The 25,602-nt window shown below is 31.5% G+C and carries 22 protein-coding genes; 2 read left to right on the top strand and 20 right to left on the bottom strand.

The features are described from left to right. The first annotated feature begins 219 nt into the window (after window positions 1-219). Both MY490_RS01145 and MY490_RS01140 read left to right on the top strand, forming a co-directional pair. Window positions 220-762, top strand: a complete 543-nt coding sequence (locus MY490_RS01145) for a copper resistance CopC family protein (protein ID WP_248267645.1) — start codon at window positions 220-222, stop codon at window positions 760-762. Next, window positions 759-1,841, top strand: a complete 1,083-nt coding sequence (locus MY490_RS01140; RefSeq protein ID WP_248267644.1) for a copper resistance D family protein — start codon at window positions 759-761, stop codon at window positions 1,839-1,841. Before MY490_RS01145 ends, MY490_RS01140 begins: the two co-directional genes overlap by 4 nt. Window positions 1,842-1,895: 54 nt before the next feature. Here MY490_RS01140 and MY490_RS01135 read toward each other — a convergent pair whose 3' ends face one another. The 20 genes from MY490_RS01135 to MY490_RS01040 all read right to left on the bottom strand — a co-directional run bounded on the left by MY490_RS01135 (window position 1,896) and on the right by MY490_RS01040 (window position 25,430). Then, complete coding sequence (locus tag MY490_RS01135; protein ID WP_248267643.1) at window positions 1,896-2,060, bottom strand: hypothetical protein; 165 nt, start codon at window positions 2,058-2,060, stop codon at window positions 1,896-1,898. 76 nt (window positions 2,061-2,136) lie between these two features. Beyond that, the gene (mgsA, locus tag MY490_RS01130) at window positions 2,137-2,562 is read right to left on the bottom strand and encodes a methylglyoxal synthase (protein WP_248267642.1); all 426 of its coding nucleotides are present in this window, start codon (window positions 2,560-2,562) and stop codon (window positions 2,137-2,139) included. Window positions 2,563-2,701: 139 nt separating this feature from the next. Next, window positions 2,702-4,129 (bottom strand): sensor histidine kinase, encoded by a 1,428-nt coding sequence (locus tag MY490_RS01125; RefSeq protein ID WP_248267641.1) that lies wholly within the window; start codon window positions 4,127-4,129, stop codon window positions 2,702-2,704. Beyond that, the gene (locus MY490_RS01120) at window positions 4,119-4,793 is read right to left on the bottom strand and encodes a response regulator transcription factor (RefSeq protein WP_248269292.1); all 675 of its coding nucleotides are present in this window, start codon (window positions 4,791-4,793) and stop codon (window positions 4,119-4,121) included. The genes MY490_RS01125 and MY490_RS01120 overlap by 11 nt, the downstream gene beginning before the upstream one ends. A gap of 146 nt (window positions 4,794-4,939) precedes the next feature. Further along, on the bottom strand, window positions 4,940-5,608 hold the full coding sequence (locus MY490_RS01115; protein ID WP_248267640.1) for a PspA/IM30 family protein: 669 nt from the start codon (window positions 5,606-5,608) through the stop codon (window positions 4,940-4,942). Between the two features lies 1 nt (window position 5,609). After that, window positions 5,610-6,020 carry a hypothetical protein gene (locus MY490_RS01110; protein ID WP_248267639.1) on the bottom strand — a complete coding sequence of 137 codons (411 nt, stop codon included), beginning with the start codon at window positions 6,018-6,020 and terminating at the stop codon, window positions 5,610-5,612. A 553-nt stretch (window positions 6,021-6,573) separates the two neighbouring features. Then, the gene (locus tag MY490_RS01105) at window positions 6,574-8,439 is read right to left on the bottom strand and encodes a TnsD family transposase (RefSeq protein ID WP_248267638.1); all 1,866 of its coding nucleotides are present in this window, start codon (window positions 8,437-8,439) and stop codon (window positions 6,574-6,576) included. Then, window positions 8,405-10,114 (bottom strand): ATP-binding protein, encoded by a 1,710-nt coding sequence (locus MY490_RS01100; protein ID WP_248267637.1) that lies wholly within the window; start codon window positions 10,112-10,114, stop codon window positions 8,405-8,407. The genes MY490_RS01105 and MY490_RS01100 overlap by 35 nt, the downstream gene beginning before the upstream one ends. After that, window positions 10,086-12,269, bottom strand: a complete 2,184-nt coding sequence (locus MY490_RS01095) for a Mu transposase C-terminal domain-containing protein (protein ID WP_248267636.1) — start codon at window positions 12,267-12,269, stop codon at window positions 10,086-10,088. The genes MY490_RS01100 and MY490_RS01095 overlap by 29 nt, the downstream gene beginning before the upstream one ends. 49 nt (window positions 12,270-12,318) lie before the next feature. Further along, window positions 12,319-13,086 carry a TnsA endonuclease N-terminal domain-containing protein gene (locus MY490_RS01090; protein WP_248267635.1) on the bottom strand — a complete coding sequence of 256 codons (768 nt, stop codon included), beginning with the start codon at window positions 13,084-13,086 and terminating at the stop codon, window positions 12,319-12,321. 420 nt (window positions 13,087-13,506) lie between these two features. Beyond that, on the bottom strand, window positions 13,507-13,977 hold the full coding sequence (locus MY490_RS01085) for a hypothetical protein (RefSeq protein WP_248267634.1): 471 nt from the start codon (window positions 13,975-13,977) through the stop codon (window positions 13,507-13,509). 81 nt (window positions 13,978-14,058) lie between these two features. Then, a complete protein-coding gene (locus MY490_RS01080) occupies window positions 14,059-14,727 on the bottom strand; it encodes a hypothetical protein (protein WP_248267633.1) in 669 nt (222 codons plus the stop codon). A 27-nt stretch (window positions 14,728-14,754) separates the two neighbouring features. After that, complete coding sequence (locus MY490_RS01075; RefSeq protein WP_248267632.1) at window positions 14,755-15,666, bottom strand: CBASS oligonucleotide cyclase; 912 nt, start codon at window positions 15,664-15,666, stop codon at window positions 14,755-14,757. Further along, window positions 15,667-16,635, bottom strand: a complete 969-nt coding sequence (locus MY490_RS01070) for a hypothetical protein (protein WP_248267631.1) — start codon at window positions 16,633-16,635, stop codon at window positions 15,667-15,669. After that, window positions 16,628-17,200: a 7-cyano-7-deazaguanine synthase gene (locus MY490_RS01065; RefSeq protein ID WP_248267630.1), complete on the bottom strand. Its 573-nt coding sequence runs from the start codon at window positions 17,198-17,200 to the stop codon at window positions 16,628-16,630. Before MY490_RS01065 ends, MY490_RS01070 begins: the two co-directional genes overlap by 8 nt. Next, a complete protein-coding gene (locus MY490_RS01060) occupies window positions 17,175-17,795 on the bottom strand; it encodes a hypothetical protein (RefSeq protein ID WP_248267629.1) in 621 nt (206 codons plus the stop codon). Before MY490_RS01060 ends, MY490_RS01065 begins: the two co-directional genes overlap by 26 nt. Before the next feature lie 91 nt (window positions 17,796-17,886). Continuing rightward, a complete protein-coding gene (locus MY490_RS01055) occupies window positions 17,887-21,033 on the bottom strand; it encodes a type I restriction endonuclease subunit R (protein ID WP_432707029.1) in 3,147 nt (1,048 codons plus the stop codon). Window positions 21,034-21,053: 20 nt separating this feature from the next. Further along, window positions 21,054-22,310 carry a restriction endonuclease subunit S gene (locus MY490_RS01050; RefSeq protein ID WP_248267627.1) on the bottom strand — a complete coding sequence of 419 codons (1,257 nt, stop codon included), beginning with the start codon at window positions 22,308-22,310 and terminating at the stop codon, window positions 21,054-21,056. Next, a complete protein-coding gene (locus MY490_RS01045) occupies window positions 22,300-23,823 on the bottom strand; it encodes a type I restriction-modification system subunit M (RefSeq protein ID WP_248267626.1) in 1,524 nt (507 codons plus the stop codon). Before MY490_RS01045 ends, MY490_RS01050 begins: the two co-directional genes overlap by 11 nt. 14 nt (window positions 23,824-23,837) lie before the next feature. Continuing rightward, the gene (locus MY490_RS01040; protein ID WP_248267625.1) at window positions 23,838-25,430 is read right to left on the bottom strand and encodes an N-6 DNA methylase; all 1,593 of its coding nucleotides are present in this window, start codon (window positions 25,428-25,430) and stop codon (window positions 23,838-23,840) included. Between the last annotated feature and the right edge of the window lie 172 nt (window positions 25,431-25,602).

The following is a 25,602-nucleotide window of genomic DNA, read 5'->3' as shown; positions in this document are numbered from 1 at the left end:
AAAAATTAATTTTCTTAATTAAATTTAACCACTACTTTTTATTAGGATTACAAATATAAACTGACTAGTTACGTCTTCTTCACAAATACATCACATTTTTGAACTAAAATGTTAATTGAATCGAGTAGTGAATATAACTAAAATAATAATGTTTCATAATTACAAGTTTTTACATTATATTAAATTAAGCACAAATTTTTACATAAGAAGGAGATTTATATGAAAAAAGGTTTATCAATCATTATTTTACTGCTGTTTTTATTCCCAACTATGGCTAGTGCGCATACTAAGCTTGTTTCTTCTAATCCATCGAATGGGCAGATTATCACTGAACCAACTAAACAAATTACGCTTGAATTTGAAGAGGCTCTTGAGCAATTAGGTACAATCAAATTAGATAAAGCGGGGTCAGCTACAGCTGTTACAAATGTCTCTATTAAAGGTAATAAATTAATTGCTAATCTGCCAAATGGTTTAGAAAATGGTGATTATAAGATTGAGTGGAAAGTAGTAAGTGAAGATGGTCATCCAATAACAGGTCAAATTCCTTTCAAAGTGCAATTAAAGCAAGTTGAAACTAAAACAACAACTGAAACTAAAACAACTGCCAAAGCAGTTAAGGATCAAATGCCAGCTAAAGAAAAACAAATAGAGGCTACTCCTAAAAAAGAAAGATCTAAATATCTTATTCCATTAATTGCAATCGGGCTATTTGGAATCGTGTTAATGGTTGGTGGAGTTGTTCTTTGGAATAGAAAATGAGTTATATCCTTCCAATCATGGAGCTCATAACATATATCCTTTATTCGATATTAGCAGGAAAGTTTATATTAGATTTTGTACCTTCAAAGAAAAAACCAACCATCAGTATTTCAAAAGGTACTGTTTATTTGGTTATTGTCGGCATATTATTCTTTTCACTATTCCCTGCTCTACGAATTATTACTTTTTTCCTAGATGATGTTCATCTTAAAACAGCCATTTATTCTGTTTTCATAAAAACAGCTGTAGGTAATGCATGGATTTACTCGAGTATGTTTGCCATTATGCTTGTCATTAATATTTATAGTGATGGCAAAAGGTTTTTTAATTTCTTTTGGTTATTCATGATGATTTTAAGTATCGGTTACGCAGGTCATATAACCTCTATGAATTTTTGGACGGGTTTTATCTTTCAAAGTAGTCATTTCCTAATGGTTTCTATTTGGAGTGGAATTCTATTTAATGTCACTTGGCTAGCAAAGGATACTAATAACTATGGTAGATTCTTAAAATGGTTTACACCTTTAGCCATCATATGTGTCGTTATTATTTTTATTAGTGGTGTAGTCTTAATGCTAGAAGTCGTTAAATTAAAAGACTATACGAATGCTTGGTTACTTCCTTATGGACAGATGTTAGTCTTGAAGCACATCAGCATCATTCCAGTATTGTTTTTTGCTTTTTTCAATGGTGTACTAATGAGAAAGTCCGCTGAAGACCCTTCAAGTAATATTCGTAGTTGGTTAAAGGCAGAATATATTACCATTATAATTGTGTTCTTTTTTACAGCTATTATGGGTACCAAATCTCCTCCGCATAATATTAATTTAACTTTGCAAAATGAGGGTCCGTCTAAGTGGATTGAATGGATTATGGGGATTGATATTAACTTACCTATTAGAATAGCTTTTACTTTCACATTTGAAGGAATGATGTTAATCAGTATGTCGATCATCTTCCTAGTGTTATTGGTCATCAGCTTTATGAAAAAGACAAAAATCATGTTATCAATTGCATTTAGTCTTTGCTTTTTGTTTACAATGTATCTTGGACTAATGTATAGCGTATCAGTTCAGTAAAAAAAGATTGTACTATGTATTTAAGTACAATCTTTTTTACTTTAAAATCTAATTTTAACGTCCGTGTCTCCATTTAGTTGGCTTTCCTGATGAAGGGCAATTAGGGAATTTTTGTCCTGCTTTTAATTCAATATGCTCCCCGTCTTTATCAGTATAATAGCCCGTAATCTTTACTGTTTCACCTGTATCATGTGTATGTCCAAAATCTTGATTATCCATCATAAACCTCCTTTTTAACTGAACTAGCATTACTTTTTCCTTCATCAAAGTTAATTATTCGATTATTACATCTTTTTTAAGATTTATTGCTTTCTCGAATTTGTTTATCATGTACGATGTTTCTCCACTTTAAGTCCCCTCGCTCTAAACCATGAATTAAAATTTCTGCTGTACCCATGTTCGTTGCTAAAGGAATCGAGTAAACATCACATAAACGAATTAAAGCCAAAATATCAGGTTCATGTGGTTGCGCTGTAAGTGGATCTCGAAAAAAGATAACAATATCCATCAAATTCTTCGCTATTAAGGCACCTATTTCCTGGTCTCCCCCAAGTGGTCCAGAATTAAATCGATGTATTTTTAAATTTGTATTTTCCATTATTTTTGTTCCTGTTGTTCCTGTTGAATATAATTCATGTTTAGATAAAATAGATTCATATGCCATTGCAAAATTTACTAATTCTTTTTTCTTTTGATCGTGTGCAATGAAAGCAATTTTCAACGTCAACATTCCTCTCTTTTAGGAAAAATGGATTTCTAATTTCGGCAATTGTTCTTTTAAAACAATAGGAAACGAATTCATTCAAATTTAACCTTTTTTATTTTCCACTTCTTTTTATCGGTTATTCTACTCTTGTGGCTTATGCCTTTTTACTATTCATATTAGAAGTTGGAATCCGAATAGTAAACGTACTTCCTTTTCCAACTTCACTATTTACTTGAATAGTTCCATTATGAATTTCCACGATCCATTTTGCAATCGCCAAGCCTAAACCATGGCTACCAATTTGTCTAGATCTTGATTTATCAGACCGATAAAAACGGTCAAATATTCGTGCATGGTCTTCAGGTTTAATTCCAATACCTGTATCAGTTACTTGGATACATAGTTCATTTTCTTTATCCGAAAGAACTAACTGAACCTCTCCTCCAATAGGCGTATACTTAATCCCATTATCTATTAATATATATAAAAGCTGTGATAACTTTTCAGAGTCTCCCACAGCGATTACCTTCTCTGGAGCAATTAAGTTTAAATTAATTTGTTTTGATGCTGCTAACGGTTGTAGAGATACAAGCGCCTTTTCTGCAATGGAACGAAATTCAAACTTCTCTAATTTAATTTCAACTTGATCCGAGTCTGAACGAGCTAATGTTAATAATCCGCTGACTAAGTTTGTCATCCTTTTTACTTCGTCTTTCATATTAAATAAAAGCTTTCGAGAAAAATCATCTTTCTCTATATCGATTGTCATTTCCATTGCATCGATCGACGATAATAAAACGCTTAATGGTGTTCTTAATTCATGAGAAGCATCTGCAACAAATTCTCGCTGTCGGTTAAATGATTTAAAGATAGGGATCATCGCTTTCTTTGACATAAAAAAACTGATATAAAGTGCAACTCCAGAAAATACGATTGTTAAGCCAACTAGTATAATGACAACAAATTTGAATAAATGATAAATATCCGAAATATCTTTTCCAACATAAATTGTACCGATGAAATTTCCTTTATAAAATAGTGGTTTACTTGATACCATCAACCAAATTTCTTTTCGATTTGAAGGAACATGAATATCATGATCATGGAATTTTCTCATGTCGTTTTCAAACTCTTCATGTTCTAATTTTATTTTTACCTTTCGGGTTTCATTTTCTTTTGGAATCCAATCTTTTATTTGTCCAAACAGCCTAGACCTTATTTGTGGGATATCCTCCTGTCCCATTATTAATTCTCCATTTGGATTAACTACATAATAAAAAAATTGATCGACACCTGCTAAAACTACATCTTGATTATCGCCGTGGAGGTTTTCTTGTTGATTTTGAATCATATAGTTTTCGATAATCTTTGCTTCTTGACTAGCCAATGATTCCACTGTACGTCTTTGATCACTCATTAAGACTACATATAACACTACAAAGACTATGATGATGAATATAATTAGAAATAGCATAACAAGTCCGCTATATAGTACTGTTAGGCGATTTTGCGTACGCTTAAAAACATCTCTTCCTCCACGATTTCGGAAATCACGTAAAGAAGAAATAAGATTAGTTATCAAATTTATATCCTACCCCTCTAATGCTTTGTAGCAAATCTTGTTTACCAAGCAAATCTAGTTTCTTTCGAAGAAGTTTAACAGTAGCATCAATCGTTTTCATTGCAACATCTGAATCAAAACCCCATACCCGCTCCAAAATAATTTCACGAGGTAATACTTGCCCTTTATTCTGTATTAAAAAATCAACTAATTGAAATTCGCGAGGGCTTAATTGTATTTCAGTGTCTCCACCTCTGATTGATTGGCTTGTACGATTTAGAATCATATCACTTATAATAATTTCTTCCTCTAAAATAGGAGCATAATTACGCCTAGAAAGTGCTCTTAATCGAGCTAGTAGCTCATCAATTTCAAAAGGTTTAACTAAGTAATCATCAGCTCCTGAGTCCAGTCCTACAATGCGGTCCTCTAGGGCGTCTTTAGCTGTAAGGATTAGAATCGCTCCTGAATATCCTTCTTTACGTAACCTACGACACACTTCTATTCCTGTTCCCCCTGGCATCATCCAATCTAATATTAAGACATCATAATGGGTGTTCGTAGCGTAATAGTAAGCTTCTTCTCCCTCTGTAACCCACTCCACTTTATAACCTGCTTTTTTCTTTAACATATAACTGATTAGCTCACCAAGTTTCAAATCATCTTCAGCTACTAGTATATTCATCATCAATATTACTCCCTCGTTTTATATACGTATCTCTATATTCAGTTGTCTTCTTCATCTTTTCCATTTTCAAATCAATTATAAAATAAAAGGAAGCACCCGTTAATTTAATACGGTGCTCCCCGAAATTTTTTTAGGTCATGACCTTACGCAGTTTCCACAGCATGCTGCTTTAGCTTTTGTAGCTCTTCTTCTATTTCATCACTCATTACGTTATCTTTATATCCAATAGATTGGTTATTATGATATGCAAATTTAATTTGAGCTTGTACTTCTGCTTCCATCATAAGTATTCGATCTTCAGCACGCGAGATTCCATTTGCAATTGTTTCTGAATTAAATGAAACAGATGTTTGTTGAATTTGTTTAATTGATTTTGCAATATTTGCTCTAGAAACTAGTAACAGTCTCTTATGCAGAAATTCATCATATTTTCCTTTCAGTTCATCTAATTTTTCATAAAGTGACTGAGTTTGATTTTGAATTGTATTTAACTGCTCTGTATATAGGCTTAGCTGTTTTTCATGAACAAGTTTTTCCTGTATTGCCAGTTTTGCAATGGAATCCTCTCCATTTTCAACTGCGAGCTTAGCTTGTCCACTTCTTTTGTTTACCAGCCCTTCTGTCTCTAAAATCAATGCTTTTTGCTTATTCTCTAGATAGATTTGACGAGAGAGTGCTTCCTGACCTTTCAAAAGATCTTCTTCCATTTCTCTAATATATTGATTTAACATTGAGATTGGATCTTCTAAACCATCTAATGCTCCGTTCACTTTAGCCAACGATATTGATTTCATTCTTTTAAAAATACCCATTTTAATTATTCTCCTTTTTTGATAATAGATTTTTTTCCCATTTATCCAATAAATCTGCGTTTGTTCTGTTTATAGGTGTGTTAAAACTAGTTGTATCTAATGAAATTTGATTAACCTGGCTAGCTTGTCCCTTTTTAACTAACTTTTTAAAGATAAAAGTCACTACCGCAAATGCGATTAAAAGGAATAATACTAAACCAATCCAAGAAAAATCATGAAAATGGTGTGGGCCATGCATCATCTGATGTGATCTAAATTCGTTTCGACCGCCTCTATCCATGAACATTGAATGTTGATCAGCAAAACGTCTTTCATGAAAACCACCTAGTAATCTAAGAAAAAAATGTACCCCTAAAACAAAAACTGCAGTAATAGAGACCCATGTAAAAATTCTCTTTACTCTTTTATTCATGTTATTTCCCTCCTCTCATTTCTTAATAAATTGAATTCTAATAAAATATGGTGAAATTATAGTGAAAACGAAAAATTAATTTTGATCAAAAAAAAGATAGGTAACAGATTATTATCTGCTTACCTATCTTTTTTTTCGTAAATCTTATTTGAAGGCCTCAATTGATTAACTTAGTTTCGTTAAATTTTTGTTTTTTATAAAACTACAGAAGTTTAGTTTGTCTGTATGATCATGTTCAAAATAAAAAAAGGACTAATGGTTAGCACCACTAGTCCCCTGTATTTTAAATTGAAAGTTATTTAATTGGTTTTCTTATTACAACACGCTCATCAACTTCACTAACGTGAAAATCGTCTTTTGTAGGGATGATATTTTCATCGTTAAATTTAGTCATCATTTTACACTCCCTGATCAGTGTTAATAACAAACAAAGTTGGTAACTTTGAAAACACGAAACCCGCATTCTACCGTTGTGTTAAACAATACACGGAAAACAAAGTTGGTAACTAAATATTATTTATGCTTACAAACAAAGTTAGTAACTAGTACAATTTTATTCTGACAGCTCACGAACCAAATCTATTACTTTTTCTGACACATTGTTTCTCAGTCCCGCTTTACGGATTAATTTCCACTCCAAAATCGATTCCTCATTAATTTTCATTTGTTGAGCTAAAAACCTCACTCTTCGTAGCTGAAAATCTTCTATATTCTCGATACAATTATTAATATATGCCATCGTTTTTGGAAGTTTATCTCCATTTTTTTGAAGAAGACTTAATTTATTAAGTTTTATCCCAATTCTATGTAAAGATATACGTGTTAGTTTTTTTTTGTCGTTATCCCATTCTTGAATAATAATCTTTACCTGCATTAGAATACAATCGTCTCGTTTTTCCCAATTTACTCTATTGTTTACAGGTTTATTTTTTTTTAACTTCGGGGAATTTTCATCAATCCACATTCGGTCATGTCTATATAGATAAATGAATAATGAAGGACATAATTTGCGTAGTTCCGTTTTAGACAATTCAGGGTATTTTTCTTGAAAATCTAACCATTCGTTACGTCTTTTCATTAGCTTGTTATCATGATGCCCTGAAGGGGTATTGTTGTTTTTTTTCGTAGAAAATACTTTCCATTTAATAGGGATGTTTAACTGTACTGCTTTTCGTTTCACTGTTAAAGGGTCACACTTCAATTTTTCAGATATGCTTGTTAAAGTCCGACCTTCAGATATCATTTGTTCTAAAGTACTGTTCCAAATTGTACCGTACTTTAGAATTCTTCCTAATTTATATTTATCTTCTAAACAAGTATCAGGTCCTCTACGAGAATATACAAATCCACAATTACATGTAAAAGTACCGACTGGTCTTTTAGTATCATGACAACTGTTTATCTTCAAGTCAGTAATTACTGGTGTAAGATAATTTGGACAGACTGGATTTAAACAATACCATGGACCAATACCAAAAGGAACATAATTTTCTTTTCCATAGAAGTATCTATTCAATTCTTTTCCAAATAATATTATTATAAGTAAATGTCTAAGCGGATGAAAGGATTTACGATGTTTTTGGAAAATCATTGTTAACCAGTTTGTTCCTTCCAAATTAACTTCAGATTGTATCATTTCAAGAAGTGAATTGGAAAAAGTAGTTCGAAATAAATTATAAACTTTTTCTCGTTGAACATATCCTGACGGACTACACAGCCCCTCCTCTTTAAGGCATTTTTTATAAAAATTTTGTAAATGTGTATTTTTGTTTTGCTGGAAGTTTCCATGAAGTAACTGATATGATAATTTCGAAATTAGCATTAAGTGTGGAACATCTTTTTCATTTATATTGATTTTAATTCCATCTCTTATCACGGATTCATATGAAGCATTGATATATTCATGCTGGTTTGGAGATTTAGTTGAAACATTCGTACTAAACAACGGTATATCATGCTTATAGCATATAAATACACCTGGTAGTTGGTGTGTTCTATGCCAAAAAGTTTCACCGTATTTTTCAATGTCGTCTTTACAACATTTTTCACAATGCATAAAAAATTCTTTCCTACTAATATTGCTCGCAGTAATTCCAGAAGTAGAATGAACCCGTTCTCCGAACTCACTTTTCATCAAATCCAGTATTTTTTCAGCTTGCTTAGGCAAAAAAAAAGCATTGTAGTATGGAAATAATGTATTATTGTAAATAAAAAAATCACTTGTTAAATGACGATTATTTAAACGTTTTTCAAGAAGTTGTAAATTGCAAGGCAAATCTAGTACTGAACGTATAGTACGTTTACCATATATTTCTTCTATAGTTCGTTTAGGACTAATATTCCCCATTCTTACGTGATACCGAGCAAGTACACTATATAACAATTCATCTGGATAAGGTGTTGGAAATGTTAATATCATCTATTTCTCCTGTATAATCAATTTTTCCCTTGATATAACCACTTTGTAAAAGTTCCTCATAAACTGATTTTTTGTTCTTCTTTGCACGGTCAGCCAAATAGCAAAGAATATTTTCTTTAATCTCTTTATTTGAGGCTGAATTCTTAACCTTTGTATTATTCTTCTTTTTATTTTCTTCACTAAATAATAATCTCATAGCTTCCTTTTTAACATCTACTAATGAAAAAGACTCGTCTTCACTATGATTATTTAATATTTTAGCTGCAAGTACTTCTGCTTTTTTTGGGTCTACTTCAAATGATAATAAAAATAACATAATCTCTTCTAAGAAAGATTTTTGTTGTATGTTCCTTTTATTTTCTTGCAATTTTTTTTGTAATCGAATTTTTTCATGTACATCTATAGACGCTTTAAATTTTACTATCTGTTCTTCCATATCTATAGGTTGGATATCATCATATTTTGCTATTTCACTTGGTATACCAGATTTTAGTGCTTTTAACATAGGTTTAACTAATTTTAAATTTTCTTTTGCCACTTTTTCTATTAGACTCGGTGTTATTTTTTCTATATCAGCACTAATGGCTTGCAATTGTGTAATCATAAATAGCTTCTTTGCAATATCTATAATACCTTGACTTTCCTCATATAAGATTGAATTAATATTATTGGTTAGTGGAGTAAATTCTTTCGTCCATTGGTAATCCCACATACCTTCTATAAACAAATCCCACATCTCATTCTTAGGCATTTGATTCCAAACCATATCGCCTTGTCCACTTCCACGACGTGCTTGTCTAAATTGACTTTGTAATATTCGAATAGCCTTATTAGTTCCAACCATTATCACAGGGATGCCAATTGTATTCACGAGTGTTACGAAAAAATTCAACATTTTTTCCGAGCCACCACTTTTACTCAAATTCAAATGCTGAATTTCATCTATTATAATTAAACCAATCGCATGTAAATTTGCTAAATGTATCATATATTGTAATAATACGTCTATTGAGTTATTCCTCGACTTAAGTTTAGAAAAATAGTTCGTTCCAATTAAACGGTCAATTTCTGAAAAGAAGCTCATACAAAGACCTTTTATCGAGCCATCAAACGGACAATCTAGCTTTAACCAAGAAATTTGCAAAAAATGAAATATTTCCCCTCTAAAATTTTTGTGTAAAATGCATTGTGGATATAATGACAACACCTTTTCAATTGCTGTCGTTTTTCCAATTCCTGAAAAACCAATTATAGTAAAACCTGTTGCTGTTCTAGTCATAGGCCCTTCATAATTTTCTAAAAATAATCCAAGTTTTAGTGCTTTGTAACTATCATTCATTTGTTTAACTTGTTTAACATTAAATGGATTTCTTGTAATATAACCTTGTCTAATAGCACGTGAAATCCTTTGTTCTAAATCAATATGTACTTCAAAGGGTTGAAAATATTGAAACAATCTTTGAATACAATGAAATCTATAGCTATTGTCTAACTCACATTCTTTATTATTATAAGCTGGGAAAACTGTACTATATTGGATAAACTCTTCTTCAGTAAGTATTGGAGGTAATGACTCAATTAGTGGATTTCCTTGGTATTCAGGTAATAATTGTTCTGAATACTCCGCATTGATTATATTAATTTTTTTAAAATAATTTAGATTTTCGTTTAGCAAATTCTTTCATCTCCTTTTGCTTCTGACGTAATAAATCCATTTTATTTAAATGATTTTTGGTGTTACTATCTTCTAAAGAATCGCTATGTATAGTATCTAATTGACTTTCTTCTTCATGATTAGATAAAATAAATGCCTCTTCGACTCTTCTTGCTTCTTTTTCAAGTGCACGATTCGCTCTTATTCCCTTAATACGTTTGTTATTACTAATTTGTTCTTTCTCATTTTTCATTTTACTTTTTGCATTATTTACTATTGTTGAAATTTCAGCTTGCAAATTGACTTCTTCTTGCAATTCATAACTGGCATAAGATTTTGCATTATATTCTTCGTACAATTGAAGATATTCTACATCATGAAGGAAAAGGTCTTTATACTTCATTTGATGTTCCAATAAAGTACATATCTCATAGCCGTTTCCGTCATCAACATGTATGTATATTTTGTTCATATTACGAGGGTCATATGAAACCTTAACTTTCCAACTTCTATCTCTAGCTTCATTAAACCATCTTTCCTTTATAGCTCTTTCACACGAATACCTCATCCCCTTAAATTCTATCCCTTTAAAACTAACTGTTGCATTTCCACCAGGTAATAAGTGTAGTTTTACAATGTCCTCACTAAAAGTTCGAAGAAATCCTGAACGGTTCTTAATCCCCCAATTCCATATCTCTCTTGGAATTAGTTTTACTTCGTCAGTCAACATCATTTCTTCACAATTATAATTCTTTAACCAATGTGAATTATTATGATATAACACGCATTCAATTATTATTTGTGTGAATTCTTCGAGATTTAGAGTAGCTTCGATACGATAATCCTTATCTCCTCTAACACGTAAATCTTTAACTACTTCTCCTGGTAAAAACGGTTTTACTTTTCTATTAATTGTACGAAAATGTTGCTCTACAATTCCCTTCCAATCTGCACGATAAGGTGGAGTATTTTCTACATTTATACTAAATGCATTAACAATACGCTCCACATCATATCCTTCAAGTTCACCTCTATCAGCAAGTAATGTTCTTGGTAAAAAATTTGTATTCCACTCTTCTGGTTCAATATCAATATTAAACTCTTTACAGTATGCGACTTTATCGCTAGCGGCATTGGCTAAAGCCATACAAGCCCCTAACCATGAAGGTCCTTCTAAACCAACATATAAACCTGTTACCATTCGACTAAATACATCTATAACAACATAAATAATTGGTCTTCCAATTATCCAATTACGATTATATTTACTAACTAAATATACGTCAGCAATTGTTGCGTCTATTTGAAATTTAGTACCTGGTCCGTACATTACTCCAACAGAAGTACCTAATACTGCACGGTGCTGTAATTCATATCTTCTGTCTCCCTTCCTTTTACGAATTTTTTCTTCATTGGAATACGTTTTTTTATACCAATATTCAAATTGCCTAAAAGTCGGCAAAAGACCCTTATCTTTTAAAATAGGTAACTTCACACCATTTTCATATCTATAATCATCGGCAAAATATTCTGCAATCATTAGTTTATAAGCAACAGTTAATGAATTTTGTTTTGTAGTATGATAAAATTTTTTAATACTAATATTAAAAATACGTTTTAATTCTTCATCTACATTGATACCTACACCTTGAATCGTTTCAAACTTCCTTGGTCTCCCTGTTTTATTTGAATTAAGTATCCGTTCTTTACCTCTATTACCTGAATTACGGTAATCAGGTAATAAAGTATTTTTAACCTTACCCCTAACCCAAAATTGTCGTAAATAATCATAGATTACTTTCTTACTTTTCCCAGTGTTCTTCACCGTTTGTTGTATTAAACTACCTCTTTTACTTTTTTCATAAACTTCTGGTTCCATCAGACACATGGTTTCGATAATTTTCCATCTTTCATCTCGTATTTCTTTATGTCTTTCAGGTATTTGTTCCTCTTGTTCATAAATATAAAAGTATGGGTCCTTATTTTTGCTCGTTAAAATTTTTTCGATTAATAATTGCTCCAAATCAGAAATTTTTCGTTTTATTGGAAGTGCATTATTATCATTTAAATTTATTGTGTAGCAAATGACGTAATCTTCGTCAATCCAGAGTATTCGTTCTCTAAAACTTTCACCATCCGCACCTTTAAAGGAAATTATTTCATTTGAAACAAACATCTAACTTGCTCCTATATTATTTTTTTGGTTTATACTTAATTTAATCTTATTAACTTTTTGGTTGCTCCATATTAATGATAATTTCTTGATTTGCAATTAGGTGTTTAAAGAGATAAAGTGCTGTTCCTCTTTCAAGTGACCAATCAATATCCATATTGGTAAATATCTCAATTAAAGTCTTCTGGTCATTTTGTATTAAAATTTTTAACTCAGATAACAGAGATTGATATGACGATGAAGATAATTCTTCATATAAAAAAAAGGCACTGTACACCCATTCTATGTTTGTTACTAATTGCTTGGAGATTTCCTTTTCCGTAACAATACCCCAATCCACTCCCCTTTGTTTCCAGTAAAACCTTTCGATTTCAAACTTTTCTATAATACGATTGTTATCAAGTTCCTTTGATGGTTTGATTGTACGAGCGAAAGTCTTTATACCTTTAGATGTATTAACAGTCAAAATAAAATCAGTCGTCATGACTATTGGTATCTGATTAATTGGGCATAACGGGTGTTTAATATTTTTGTCAGATGCTATTTTCAAAGTATCCTCTCTGTGAAGCGGGAATTGTTCTCTGATATCAATAATTTTTTCATCCCATTCACATAAATAAAAGTAATCTCTTTCTAGCTTTGAAAAGAAATGATGAATTCGGTTTGTTTTCCATCCAACGGTTCTCGTAACAAGGCCTTTAGAGGGGAAGTCTTGAATGGTTAACCAAGGTTTATAATTAATACCCTCTCCTGTTCCTTTGCCCTCTTTAATTTTTTTTTTAATTCTTTCTTCCGTCCAGGAATTTTTATGTTTTGCCACTCATTAACACCACTCATCTACATTATTTAAAAATTATCTTATATCTATTTAAAAAGATATTAAAGCCTTCGACTCGTGAATTTAAGATAAAAAAATCATTAATTTGTTTAAATTTTTTAAATTTCTTTTTTCATTTCTTTTTTTATTTCTTTTTAATTTATAGAAAATATTCAATCCACCATTGAACCTTTAAAATATGGAATAGCAAAATTTCCTTAATAAATTTTCGTTGTTTATATTTTACCATTATTTAAATATAGACAAATAATGTAGATTATATTCAACCTTAACTAAATACTTAATTTTATTAGTCATTCTAAAAGAAAAGACTGCAAAATTATTAAATAATTTAACAGTCTTTTTTTTCGTATTCATTTGTTTTAATATATCAAGATTTTATTTCTATATTAGTATGAGGGATTAGTCTCCCTTTCTAATATTTATTAAATCTCGTATAGTCCTTATATTTTTAAGAAAAATATCTCTATCGGTGTTAATTAAGTACTTCATTAGTTTTACAAAGATATCTACTGCTTCTTCCCTAATTTTTTCATCTTCAAACATTGTTTTTAAATCATCTGAAACCCGCTTTTTATCTAATGAAACGTATAACATATCTCTCCAAGTTGGATTAAGGGAACTATTCTTTGCGAAGAGTATATTTTCAACTCCTTTATCATATAAAACATCTAAACTCTCTAATAATATTTCAAAATATTTTAATGACATTTCCCCGCCATATTTAAAACGGTCAATACTTTTGATAATTTCAGATGGCTTCATAGAAAAAGTATATTTGCTCTTTATTTTTGAATACATAATTAATGATAAATCATTAATTAAAGGTTCATTCATTTTTTTTAAGTAATTACGTACGTTATCAATATACAAATATTATCTCTCCTATTGATAATTCTAATAATAAATTATTACGAGGAGCACTGTGGTCCATCTACTATCTATAAAATTTAATCATACATCTACTGAAAGAAAATATAATCGTTTTGGCTGCTCGTAAATATCCCAATTAAATTTATATGAGTTATTAAAAATAAGCTCTATATCTTTTCCAACCTTTGAATGTATTGTCTTATAAACCTTCTTGGGTTCAATAGTATATCCTCTATAAGTTGGAAAGTCTTCTCCAGAAGTATTTGGAGGGCTAATATTTGTATAAGCTACTCGATTAGCGAGCATATAAAACTTACATATCGAAAACCCCTCATGCTCCAACTCTTTTAGCTTTTCCAATCTATAGATATCTTGATAAGAATTGATTCTTCCTATATCAGTTGCATCCCCTGGTTTTATAGTGTGTTTTAGTTCAATCGCTGCTTTAACACCATTATTATTTTCAAAGTTAACTAACTCACAAATTATATCGATTTCTGCTTTTCTCACAAAACCTACTTGTTTCTTTACCGTATACTCTAAATCAACATGAAATATTTCTTTCTTAGAAAAGCAATAAAGTGAACCAACACGTTGTAGGATATTTGCAAAATGATGTTGAAATGATGCTTCTTTATTCAAAATAGCTCTACCTTCTAAACAATGGGCTATAAAAACACTCCAAGAAGTATTTAGAATGTGATTCATTCTTTCTTCAATCGTTCCATAAATCAACTCATTTATTTCCATTATTACGCTCCCAAAACTAAATATGATTCATTTCCCAAGTATATCTTTCCATTCGTCAATTGAACTTGCATTATTTAGCTTCTTTTCTAATATTCTGAAATTATTACTTACTCTTTGTCTACTAATACTGTCTTTTACTCCTAAGTAATCATCTACATGTAGAGATTGACCAGTACTATCTTTTATAGGACTTAATACAGCTGACCTGGAATGTTGACAAAATTTTTGAAGTGCTTCTTTAACAGTTTTAGGAAAGGTTTGGTTACTTTTAAATGCTTCTATTGCAAGTGATTCAATATGATAACCAGAAAGTTGGCTCTTCTTTGGGAACTGGTCATTAATACTCTTAAATAGCTTAATCATTGGAATAACTTTACCACCGTTCGACTTATTTACACTGGTAAGCTTTTCAGCAAATCTCCTAGGCTTTATAACGTTACTCCATTCATTAATGCCAGGTTTTGCAATTTTATATCCAGTAGCTGTCTTAATACTGGGTAATAATTGAATTTCATAACCACTTTTGAATTTAACTGTAACTGCTAGGTCACCTTTTTTCACTTCAGTTCTTGGGAGCCTACTCTGGATTTGCCTAACAAAATAATCTAGTACCTCCTGAGGTTTTGAGTTTGCAAGTTCACTATTATTAATTCTAACTAACATGTCCACATCACTTAATCCTTGTGCATAGGTATGCTTACTCATAGAGCCACCAAATAAAAGGTCAACCGTTCCATCAATGTCCTTTTCAATAGCATTTATTAATGTATTCAAATGAAGTTGAACCTGCTTAGTATCACGATTATTTAACTCTGCTAAAAGTGATTGAAGATAATCGTTAATTGCTCTTTCATTCTCTTTTTGCTGCTGCATTGCTTGGTCTTTTAATAAATCCGATAAACTTTGTCCTGGAACATACCATCCTCCACTGCCACCCAATTACATCTCCTCCTTCACTAAATCTATCATTTTAGTTATCTCTATTTGAGTCATTTCATCCAATTCAAAAACAGACAAATCCTTTACTTTTGTGAATAATTTCATACTATGTTTTAGTTTATTTAAAGTTTTTATGTTATCCAAATAAATGCTCATTTTTAGGTCTTCGGTTCTTAAATTCCACTTTCCACTAGTAATAGCATAGCTATTAAAATAAACGGGAATGTTATCTTTAAAACCATATCTTAACCATGATAACCCATCAAAAATATCTGCTCCACACAAAAAATATACGATAATGTTTAGAGGGTCTAAGCAACCAAATATATGAATAGGTTGATTTAAACCTTTATCGTCAAGTGCTTTCCTGATTTTGTATATATTCTTGCACCTTTCAATGACCGAAAAACCTAACTCCTTTTCAGTGAAACCAAGTATTGAAAATGAAGATAGCTTATTTATATTACTAATAACGCTTTCAACATTTATTTTTCCTTCTCCGTTTTCTGCTTTAATTAAAAAATCACTGGCAAACGAAGTAAATTTATTAAAGATAGTACTTGCTTTATTTATTTGTTCTATTAATGGTAATCCCATGTAATCGTAATTAACTAATACTATTTCAGTCATTGGTTCGATACATTCGATTTGCTTTAAATAATACTCTTCATTCCATTCAAGCGGTTTATGCGCCATTCCATAAACCTCTGATAAATCTGGTTCAATTGCTGCTTCGTAACCACCACTATCAATAAAAAGTAATTCTGTTTCATATATCTGTTTACTATCGATTAATTTATGATATAAATCATAAGAACTAAAAAGTGTAACATCTGATAAATAGTCTTTAAGATTATAAAAAATTTCAGAAAAATCTCTTATACCTTTACTTGAAAAAGACGGTATTAGAATTGGGGTTGTAGCCTTAATTTCATTTACTATTCTTTCCTTACATAAGAAATTACTCACTCAGGAACCTCCTCCTATCTTTGCACGATAAACATTTTCCACAATTCCCCTCATGACCTAGTTCACAACTATAAGTAAGGGAAATAGGGATAGATTTTTGAATGCAGTAATCGATTATTTGTTCCTTTGAATACTGTAGAAAAGGAACCTCCAATAAAACTGTACCACTAAAATAACCATCTATTAATCTTTGGCAATCTTCCACGAACGTTTGAGAACAATCGTAATATGAAGTTCCAGTATGAATCCCTATTGCAATCTTTGAATAATTTGAAGGAAGGAAACTCAGGGCTACTACGATAAATAATGCGTTTCTTCCTACGAATTCACCATTGTTATTCTTTAGAGGGAACCCCATCTTTGCTTCAATTAAATCAATTTCATAGTGTCGACATATTTCTTGAGCCACTTGACTTTCTTTTTTACAACTTGGTTGACCATAATCAAAAAATAGTGCAGAGACTTCATACTTTTTTGAAAGATAGTATTCTAGCAATGCAGTAGAATCTATTCCTCCACTAAGCAATACCAAGATAGAATTACTGTTTCTCATCAATTTTCCCATTACTACCCTCATTCATTATTGGCTTTTTTAGTTCTAATAACATCTTCTTAAAATTGTGAAACCATATAATCAAATGGGGATTGTGCTCTAGAGCCTTACTAATCTCGATTTTTCTATAAAGATGCCTTTTCGCTTTTAGAAAATACTTATCAGGTATCGTAGGTGTCGTCTCACATATCAATGTGTAATGTAGGGTTAAATGGTCAATTTCTTCATCAGTCACATTTGTCCGTTTTTCAATAGAATCAGCGTAACGAATAAACGATGTTAATTGCTTTCCAGCACTTTCATATTCAGAAGCTTTTTTTGATAAGCTCAAGAATTCTTCTACGACTGTAAATATAAAGACCATTGAGGCTAATAATCCGATAAATAACTTATAAACAGGGTCTGTTATGCTTTTTATTAGGGGTAAAAATACATCATAATTAGCGAAAGTTAATATGGCAACTACTGTTGAACCTATTAATATGAAAAAGTGTAATAGACTACTAGATAATTTATATTTTTTGGATAACATAAAATATGCATTCCTTGAATTTTCCGCTTTTTTTCTTAGCTTTTTGATTTGATTAAATTTATTGGATTCTTCCATAAGCTAATTCACCTGCTTGTAAAATTTTATAATAAAAACAGAAGCCTCCAAATTATAGAGGAAACTTCTGCTGATACAAATGGTGTGTGATTTACATATAAAATGTTGAATCTTCAGTTAATATACTTACTTCATTTCCAGCCATTAATTCTGCTTGCTTCATAACAGTTTCAATGGCAAGTTTTTGCATATCAGGTGGATATCCATATTTCTTTAGTAACCGTTTTACTGCTACCCTCATTTTAGCACGGACACTTTCTCTTAAACTCCAGTCAATGTTCATATTATTCTTAATAGAATGAGAAAGCTCACGAGCAATTTGTTTTAAAACTACGTCACCCATAACCTGAACTGCAGTATCGTTAGCCGCTAATGCATCATAAAATGCTACTTCTTCTTCAATCATATCTGTTCCTTCGCCACGTTTAAAAGCGTCATTCATTTCTTTGGCTAAGCCGATTAATTCTTCAATAATTTTTGTGGTTTCGATTGCTCGATTGTTATATTTAACAATCGATTGTTCCAACATTTCGGAGAACTTTTTTGACTGAACATAATTTCTTCTAGCAACAGTTTTTACCTTACCGTTTAGTAATCGATTAAGTAATTCTACAGCTAAATTCTTTTGCTTTAAACCTTTGACTTCTTCTAAAAATTCATCAGACAAAATTGCTATGTTTGGTTTATTTAAACCAACTGCACTTAAAATATCCACAACTTCCTCAGATATAATTGACTTAGAAATTAATTGATTAAGTTGTACATCAAGCTGTTTAACAGTTTTTCTCTTTTGATTTTCTGGGGTTATAATTTTAATTAAACCTGATTTTACTGCTTTAAAAAATCCTAATTCAATATTTAATCGTTCTGCTTCAGGTTCAGTGGTACATAAAGCATACGCTTTAGCCATTTCTGTGACATATTTAATAAAGTCTTTCTTAAGCTGCTCACCATGACCAAGAATGAAATCAACCGTTTCAACAATTGCTTGCATTCTATCAGTCGCTTTACCAGTTTTGAACTTACTATAATCATGACCATGTAATATATCCCTAATCAAATCATATTTTTCAAGCATAATATCGACAGCAACTTCTGTATCGACCCCAGCAGTTTTTCGGTCACTTTCAGTATATTGACTTAGAGCTGATTTCAAGGAATCCGCAATACCAATGTAATCTACAATTAATCCTCCTGGTTTATCACGGAACACTCGATTAACACGGGCTATGGCTTGCATTAAGTTATGCCCTTTCATAGGCTTATCGATGTACATCGTGTTCATTGATGGAACATCGAAACCAGTTAACCACATATCACGGACAATAGCAATTTTAAGTGGGTCATTATTATCCTTCATGCGTCTCGCAAGGTGTTCTCTTCGTCTTTTATTCCCAATAAATGGTTGCCATTCTTCTGGGTCACTTGAAGAACCAGTCATAACTATTTTAATAACACCTTCATCGTCATCATCACTGTGCCATTCAGGTCTAAGGGCAATAATTTCTTTATATAAATCAATGGCAATCCGACGAGACATTACTACAAGCATCGACTTACCGAACATTGCTTCTTGTCGCTTTTCAAAGTGAGCAACAAAGTCTTTTGCAATTAGTTTTAATCTCTTCTCTGAACCCGCTAAAGCTTCAAGTCGAGACCATTTTGACTTTAGTTTCTCCCTTTGAGTATTTTCTTGATATTCCGTAATCTCATCATACGTTTCATCAATTAAAGGACGTTCTTCATCGGATAGTTCGATTTTTGCAATTCTGCTTTCGTAGAAAATTTTCACTGTAGTACCATCTTCGACAGCCCTAGTCATATCGTAAATATCGATATAGTCACCAAAAACAGCTGGCGTATTTTTATCAGTTAGTTCAACTGGGGTGCCAGTAAATCCAATATACGAAGCATTAGGGAGTGAATCTCTCATATACTTTGCATATCCAAACTTTATTCCTGCTTCATCGTTGTTCTTATTAGATGTTACATCAGCACCAAAGCCATATTGACTACGATGAGCTTCATCAGCTATTACAATAACATTTTTTCTATCAGTGAGAACTGGATGAAAATCTTTCCCTTCTTCTGGAGCAAACTTATGAATTGTAGTAAAGACAATACCCCCAGATTCAACTTGAAGCAACTCTTTTAAGTGCGCTCTATCTTCGGCTTGTTTTGGAGTTTGACGAAGTAAGTCTTTCGATTTGCTAAAAGTTGCATATAACTGGTCATCTAAATCATTTCTATCTGTAATAATAACTATGGTTGGATTATTAAAATCAAGAACCAACTTACCTGTGTAAAAGACCATAGATAGGCTCTTTCCAGAACCTTGAGTATGCCAAACAACTCCGATTTTTCTATCTCCTTGGTCAGATGTTGCTCGTTTCGTACTATCAATTGCTTTATTTGTAGCATGATACTGATGGTATCCAGCCAAAATCTTAATTGTTTTTTCTCCATCTGATTGAAACAATATAAAGTGTTTTATGATATCAAGAAGCCATCTTTTATCAAAAATACCTTTTATTAATACTTCTAGTTGTGGAATTGTAGGAGATGCAACATCATCCCCCTCTATTGTTCTCCACATCATAAAACGCTCCTCATCAGAGGTTAAAGTACCCGCTCTTGCATTCAACCCATCGCTTATTATCATGATTGAGTTATAAGTAAAAAGAGATGGGATTGTTTTTTTATAAGTCTGGAGTTGGTTGTATGCTTCGCTTATACCAACATCTTCATTTGATGTACTTTTCAGTTCAAAAACAGCAACTGGTATTCCATTTATATATACAACTACATCGGGTCTTTTATCCATCCCGTTTTCGATGATTGTTAACTGGTTGACAACTGCATAGTCATTATTGAAGTCATCATTGAAGTCAAATAACCAGACTTTCTCTGTCCTGAATTCACCTTCATTAGTCCTGTATTCAACATCAATTCCATCAGTAATCATTTTTTGATATTCTTTATTGTTCATCAATAAACTTGGACTTTGTGGTATTTTAATTTTACGATATGCTTCATCTATAGCATCTTGGGGGAGGTTCTTGTTGATACGAGAAAGAGCACTTTTTAATCGCTCATCTAATAGTACATCACTATAATCTTCACGCTCAGGATAGTCCCCTCCTGGAGATATTTCTGGTCCATACAGTTTTTCGTAACCAATCTCCTCAAACCATTCAAGGGCTGCTTGTTCCAATTCATCTTCTGAAAAGTTATACAAAATTAATCCTCCTCCCATCCTCATACACTAATTAAATTATTAATTTCTCCTGCTAATAATTTTGGCAGTATTGTTTTTCTGATTTCTTCTAGAGTATTAATCTGAAGTATATTTTCTCTTACCTTTTTTTCGATTGGCTCAATTATTCTGTATGCTTCTTCTTGAATTTCTATCGGTGGCACATTAATCTTAAAGTGTTTAAATGATTTAATATCGAAGTTTTGTCTTGTAGTACCAGATGAATAATGTTTAATCCATTCAATAAAATCCGTCTGTTTCATATAGTTATAAAAATAAAATGGCAGTAATTCATTTTTAGTTCTAAATACTTTATAAATCGGACTAAGTAAACCACTTTCAAATTCTTTTAACATTGCAATTGAACCAATATTTGCTCTGGACGGATTAAATCCTACTTCATGCTTTTTTATTACTTTGTAATTTTTTGTATCCTTACTGTATACTTGTTTTGAGAAATATTCATCTGAAGCTACAAATACCCCTTCTTTTACGACAGTTAGGACTGGATAATCATTATTTTCCTTATTCTTAATTGACACTTCTTCAATTACATCAAAGACATTGCAAGCTTTCCACCCTATTGGAACTGGACCATTTTCGCTAGTTTGAAATTCTCCACCACAAGTTTTATAAGGTAGCCCCTCTTTATTTGGAAATTCAAAATCATAAAACCAATTTTTATATAATGCTTGAATTATTCCAAGCCAATTATCTATCATTTTTTTGTTCAATTCTATTTTTTTATAAATCGGTTCTAATATCTTTATTATTTCATCTTGTACCTCAAGAGAGGGCAAAACAAATTTATAATCCTTAATCTGTTTTCCACTAATATGAGGCACAGAAGTGCCAGTTTTTACGCTATCAACATAATTAATAAAATTCTCATTATCAATTAAGTAATATAAAAAATTTTGTCTTATATTCGTTTTTGCTCTTAAACAAGCCACTCGTTGTACCAAAAGCAATGGTAGTTCTTCATTTTTTATTTTCGAATAATTTTTACCTACCAAAGAACCATCCATGCTGATTACAATATCGTTCTCATTTAATAAATACTTTTCGTATTCAGATGTTACATTTTCCCAATAACGAGTATCTTCTCCCCATCTTAGAAAACCTTTACTAACATTCTTACCTCTTACTAATTTAACACCTTTAAAGTCAGTATTAAATTGTCCGCTTTTGAAGGGAAAACCTGTAAAGATTTCCGTAACATCACCTAATGAGACTGTATTAACCTGTTTAGAAATCATAACCAATGCCCCCTAGGCGCTTTATAATTTCATCTTCTAATTTCCTTGACCTTAAGATTTGTTCTGCAAGTTCTTCTGTTAAACGTTTCATTTTATCCTCATAACGTTCATCATTATCCTCAGATTTTGCTATTCCAACATATCTACCAGGAGTTAATACAAATTCATGTTCTTCAATTTCTTTAAGGTTAGCAGATTTACAGAACCCAATTATATCCTGATAATTCTCTGAAAGACCTTTCCATGATTGATAAGTTTCAGATATTTTCTTAATATCCTCTTCACTTAATTCTCTATGTGTACGGTCAGCCATATAACCCATTTTTCTTGCATCTATAAATAAAACTTCATTCTTACGATTTCTAAATCCTTTTGCTTGTTTATTCTTTGATAAAATCCATAGACATACTGGAATTGGTGTGGAATAAAATAATTGTTCAGGTAATATAACTATGGCATCCACTAAATCTGCATTAATTATATTTTTTCTTATTTCAGATTCACTAGTATGGCTGGAAGACATAGAGCCGTTCGCTAATATAAAACCAGCTGTGCCACTCGGAGCAAGTTTAGAAACAATATGCTGAATCCAGGCATAGTTAGCATTACCCGTTGGTGGTGTTCCGAAAGCCCATCGAACATCTTCAGTTAAACGTTCTCCTCCCCATTCACTAATGTTAAATGGAGGATTTGCAAGAATGTAATCTGCTTTTAATCCTTTGTGTAAATCATTATGAAAAGTATCAGCATTTTGTTCCCCTAAGTTGCTGTCGATTCCCCTGATTGCAAGGTTCATCTTTGCTAATCTCCAGGTTGTGTGATTTGATTCTTGTCCGTAAACGGCAATATCCCCAATTTTCCCTTGATGTGATTCAACAAACTTTTCACTCTGTACAAACATACCGCCAGAACCACAACAAGGGTCATAAATTCTCCCTTTATAAGGTTGAATCATTTCAACAAGCAATTGCACAACAGAATTAGGAGTGTAGAATTCTCCACCATTTTTACCTTCTGCACTTGCAAACTTACTAAGAAAATACTCGTATACTCTTCCTAAGACATCGTTAGAACGACTTTCTTTATCTCCTACTTTAAAAGAAAAAAGGTCGATAACTTCCCCTAGTCTGGTCTTATCTAATGAAGGTCTAGCATAATCTTTTGGGAGAACGCCTTTTAGTGATTTATTTTCTTTCTCAATCGCAACCATTGCACTATCAATTATTAGTCCAATCTCGGGTTTCTTTGCATTTTCCTTAATATGAGACCAACGTGCTTCTTTAGGAACCCAGAACACATTTGAAGCTAGGTATTCATCACGGTCTTCAGGGTCTGCATATTCTTCTTTAGATAGTTCCTCGTATTCCTCTTCAAAAGCATCCGAAACATATTTTAAAAACAATAATCCAAGTACCACATGCTTATATTCAGCAGCATCCAAACTACCTCTTAATTTATCTGCCATTGTCCAAAGTCTTTCTTCGTATCCAATATTTGCAGCTGTTTTTGACATTTCTATTTTCCTCCCTATACTAAACAGTTATAAATTGTATGTTTTTGACTATTCCATCTTTCAGTAGCTCTCTTAACCGATTCTTGATAAAGCTCTAATTCCTCTTGATATTTCCTAACAAATTCAAGTTGTCTATGATAATCAACCATTGGTATTTCCATTTCACTAATATCCTTTGGGTTTATATTCATAACTGTTGTTCCTCGCTGAAACGTCTTAACTAGCTCAGTCCCAACTGGACTTTCGAGGAATATTTTAACATACTCACTTGCAACTTTTTCTTTAAATCGAATAACAATAACATTTGCTGAAGCGATTACAGTTTTATTAATCTCCTTGAATACCGCCACCTTGTTAACCGTTCCACGGCAAGTGATAACTAAATCATTTTCTATAAGTTCATAACGTTTAACTTTTCTCTCTTCCTCGTTGATAGTTTCCATTGTTTCATGTAAAATTTGTCCATCTTCTATATTCGAGATGTTTAATATAAAAATATCACCTGGCTTTAGGTCATTTTTCATAATTGATTTACCTCGAAATACTTCTGCTATTTCATTTAACTTCACTTTTGGTACAGTTGACTCATTGTACTTTTTTATCTCACTTTTATCTTCGGCTAAAATTAATTCAATACGCCAATCTTCATACTTTTCTAGTATATCGGCTCTAATGGTTTTGGAATCTTCAACTTTCAAAAGTTTATCTTTAAACGTTAGTTTACCAACTTCAATTTGTTCCTTATTTAAGCTATTCTTTATGGTCAAAATATAAGTTTTAATACCTGTATATGGACGGAAGGTACCTTCAGGTAAAGAATAAATGGACTTTAAATAAAATTTTTCAGTGACCAATCTTCTAACATTAGAAATAGAGCCAGATGAAAATGTAAAGCTAGCGGGTACTATCTCTACTAAATCTCCATCTTCCTTTAATAATTTAAGCTGATTTTCAGTAGCAATACCTGAAGTATCATTAGTGATAAATGATTTAACATCATTAATTTTCCCCCCAAAGGCAGGAATTGATATTATTACATCAAACCTATCCTCTAACTCTAGAGGGAGATACAAAGAGGAATGTACTACCTTTATGTGTTTTTCTTTGATTAATGCAATTTTTAGCATCTCATACATTAAATAATTAGAAGTCGTTAATGTGTACCTCTGTTTTGATGAAGAATTTATTAATAATTCCAATCCCATTAAAAACTTTTCGGCTTCATTTATTAGGATAGAATTGGAATCTTCTCGCTCAATATACCTTTTTAAATAATCAGTTAAATAGATAGGTGCAATTATAGTACCTGAGTAATCATTTTTATAAGTTTCTATTACAAAATCGATAATTTGCAGTTCTTTACCAATACTATAAAGGGCTGCAAAAAACTCCCTATCCCCAGGAAAGTAACCTAGATATTTATCTTCTGTATTCTCTTTCATAAATTCAAAAAGAGATTCAGTATCTTCTTGTGAAAAATCCATTTTTTGTTTTTCAATTAGGTGCTGAGTTTTCTTCACTCGGATTGCTTCTCTTAGTAACTCATCTTTTTTTACAATGTCTCGTTTAAATAATATATTCCAGAAATTGTGTATTGCAGAGTCCATATTATACCCTCCTTCCTTTAATTGGAGTATGCATTTATTATATTACTCATTTTTTAGTATTACAATACTAAAAAACAAAAATTAAATTTTATTTTTTCATTATTTCATTACAAACCTCAATAAAAAGACTCTGTGTAATGCTACAGAGTCTTAATAAATAATTCAGTTCTAT

Origin of the sequence: Gottfriedia acidiceleris, assembly GCF_023115465.1 — a bacterium.
Taxonomy (GTDB): domain Bacteria; phylum Bacillota; class Bacilli; order Bacillales; family Bacillaceae_G; genus Gottfriedia; species Gottfriedia acidiceleris_B.
Note: the sequence above shows the minus strand (reverse complement) of the source record. Positions and strands in the feature narration are given on the sequence as shown.

Bases quoted from the DNA above. Each gene is read 5' to 3' on its own strand.
- MY490_RS01145 (WP_248267645.1), top strand. From the start codon at position 220: ATGAAAAAAGGTTTATCAATCATTATTTTACTGCTGTTTTTATTCCCA.
- MY490_RS01140 (WP_248267644.1), top strand. From the start codon at position 759: ATGAGTTATATCCTTCCAATCATGGAGCTCATAACATATATCCTTTAT.
- MY490_RS01135 (WP_248267643.1), bottom strand. From the start codon at position 2,060: ATGGATAATCAAGATTTTGGACATACACATGATACAGGTGAAACAGTA.
- MY490_RS01120 (WP_248269292.1), bottom strand. From the start codon at position 4,793: ATGAATATACTAGTAGCTGAAGATGATTTGAAACTTGGTGAGCTAATC.
- MY490_RS01115 (WP_248267640.1), bottom strand. From the start codon at position 5,608: ATGGGTATTTTTAAAAGAATGAAATCAATATCGTTGGCTAAAGTGAAC.
- MY490_RS01110 (WP_248267639.1), bottom strand. From the start codon at position 6,020: ATGAATAAAAGAGTAAAGAGAATTTTTACATGGGTCTCTATTACTGCA.
- MY490_RS01105 (WP_248267638.1), bottom strand. From the start codon at position 8,439: ATGATATTAACATTTCCAACACCTTATCCAGATGAATTGTTATATAGT.
- MY490_RS01095 (WP_248267636.1), bottom strand. From the start codon at position 12,269: ATGTTTGTTTCAAATGAAATAATTTCCTTTAAAGGTGCGGATGGTGAA.
- MY490_RS01080 (WP_248267633.1), bottom strand. From the start codon at position 14,727: ATGGAAATAAATGAGTTGATTTATGGAACGATTGAAGAAAGAATGAAT.
- MY490_RS01065 (WP_248267630.1), bottom strand. From the start codon at position 17,200: ATGGGAAAATTGATGAGAAACAGTAATTCTATCTTGGTATTGCTTAGT.
- MY490_RS01060 (WP_248267629.1), bottom strand. From the start codon at position 17,795: ATGGAAGAATCCAATAAATTTAATCAAATCAAAAAGCTAAGAAAAAAA.
- MY490_RS01050 (WP_248267627.1), bottom strand. From the start codon at position 22,310: ATGATTTCTAAACAGGTTAATACAGTCTCATTAGGTGATGTTACGGAA.
- MY490_RS01045 (WP_248267626.1), bottom strand. From the start codon at position 23,823: ATGTCAAAAACAGCTGCAAATATTGGATACGAAGAAAGACTTTGGACA.
- MY490_RS01040 (WP_248267625.1), bottom strand. From the start codon at position 25,430: ATGGACTCTGCAATACACAATTTCTGGAATATATTATTTAAACGAGAC.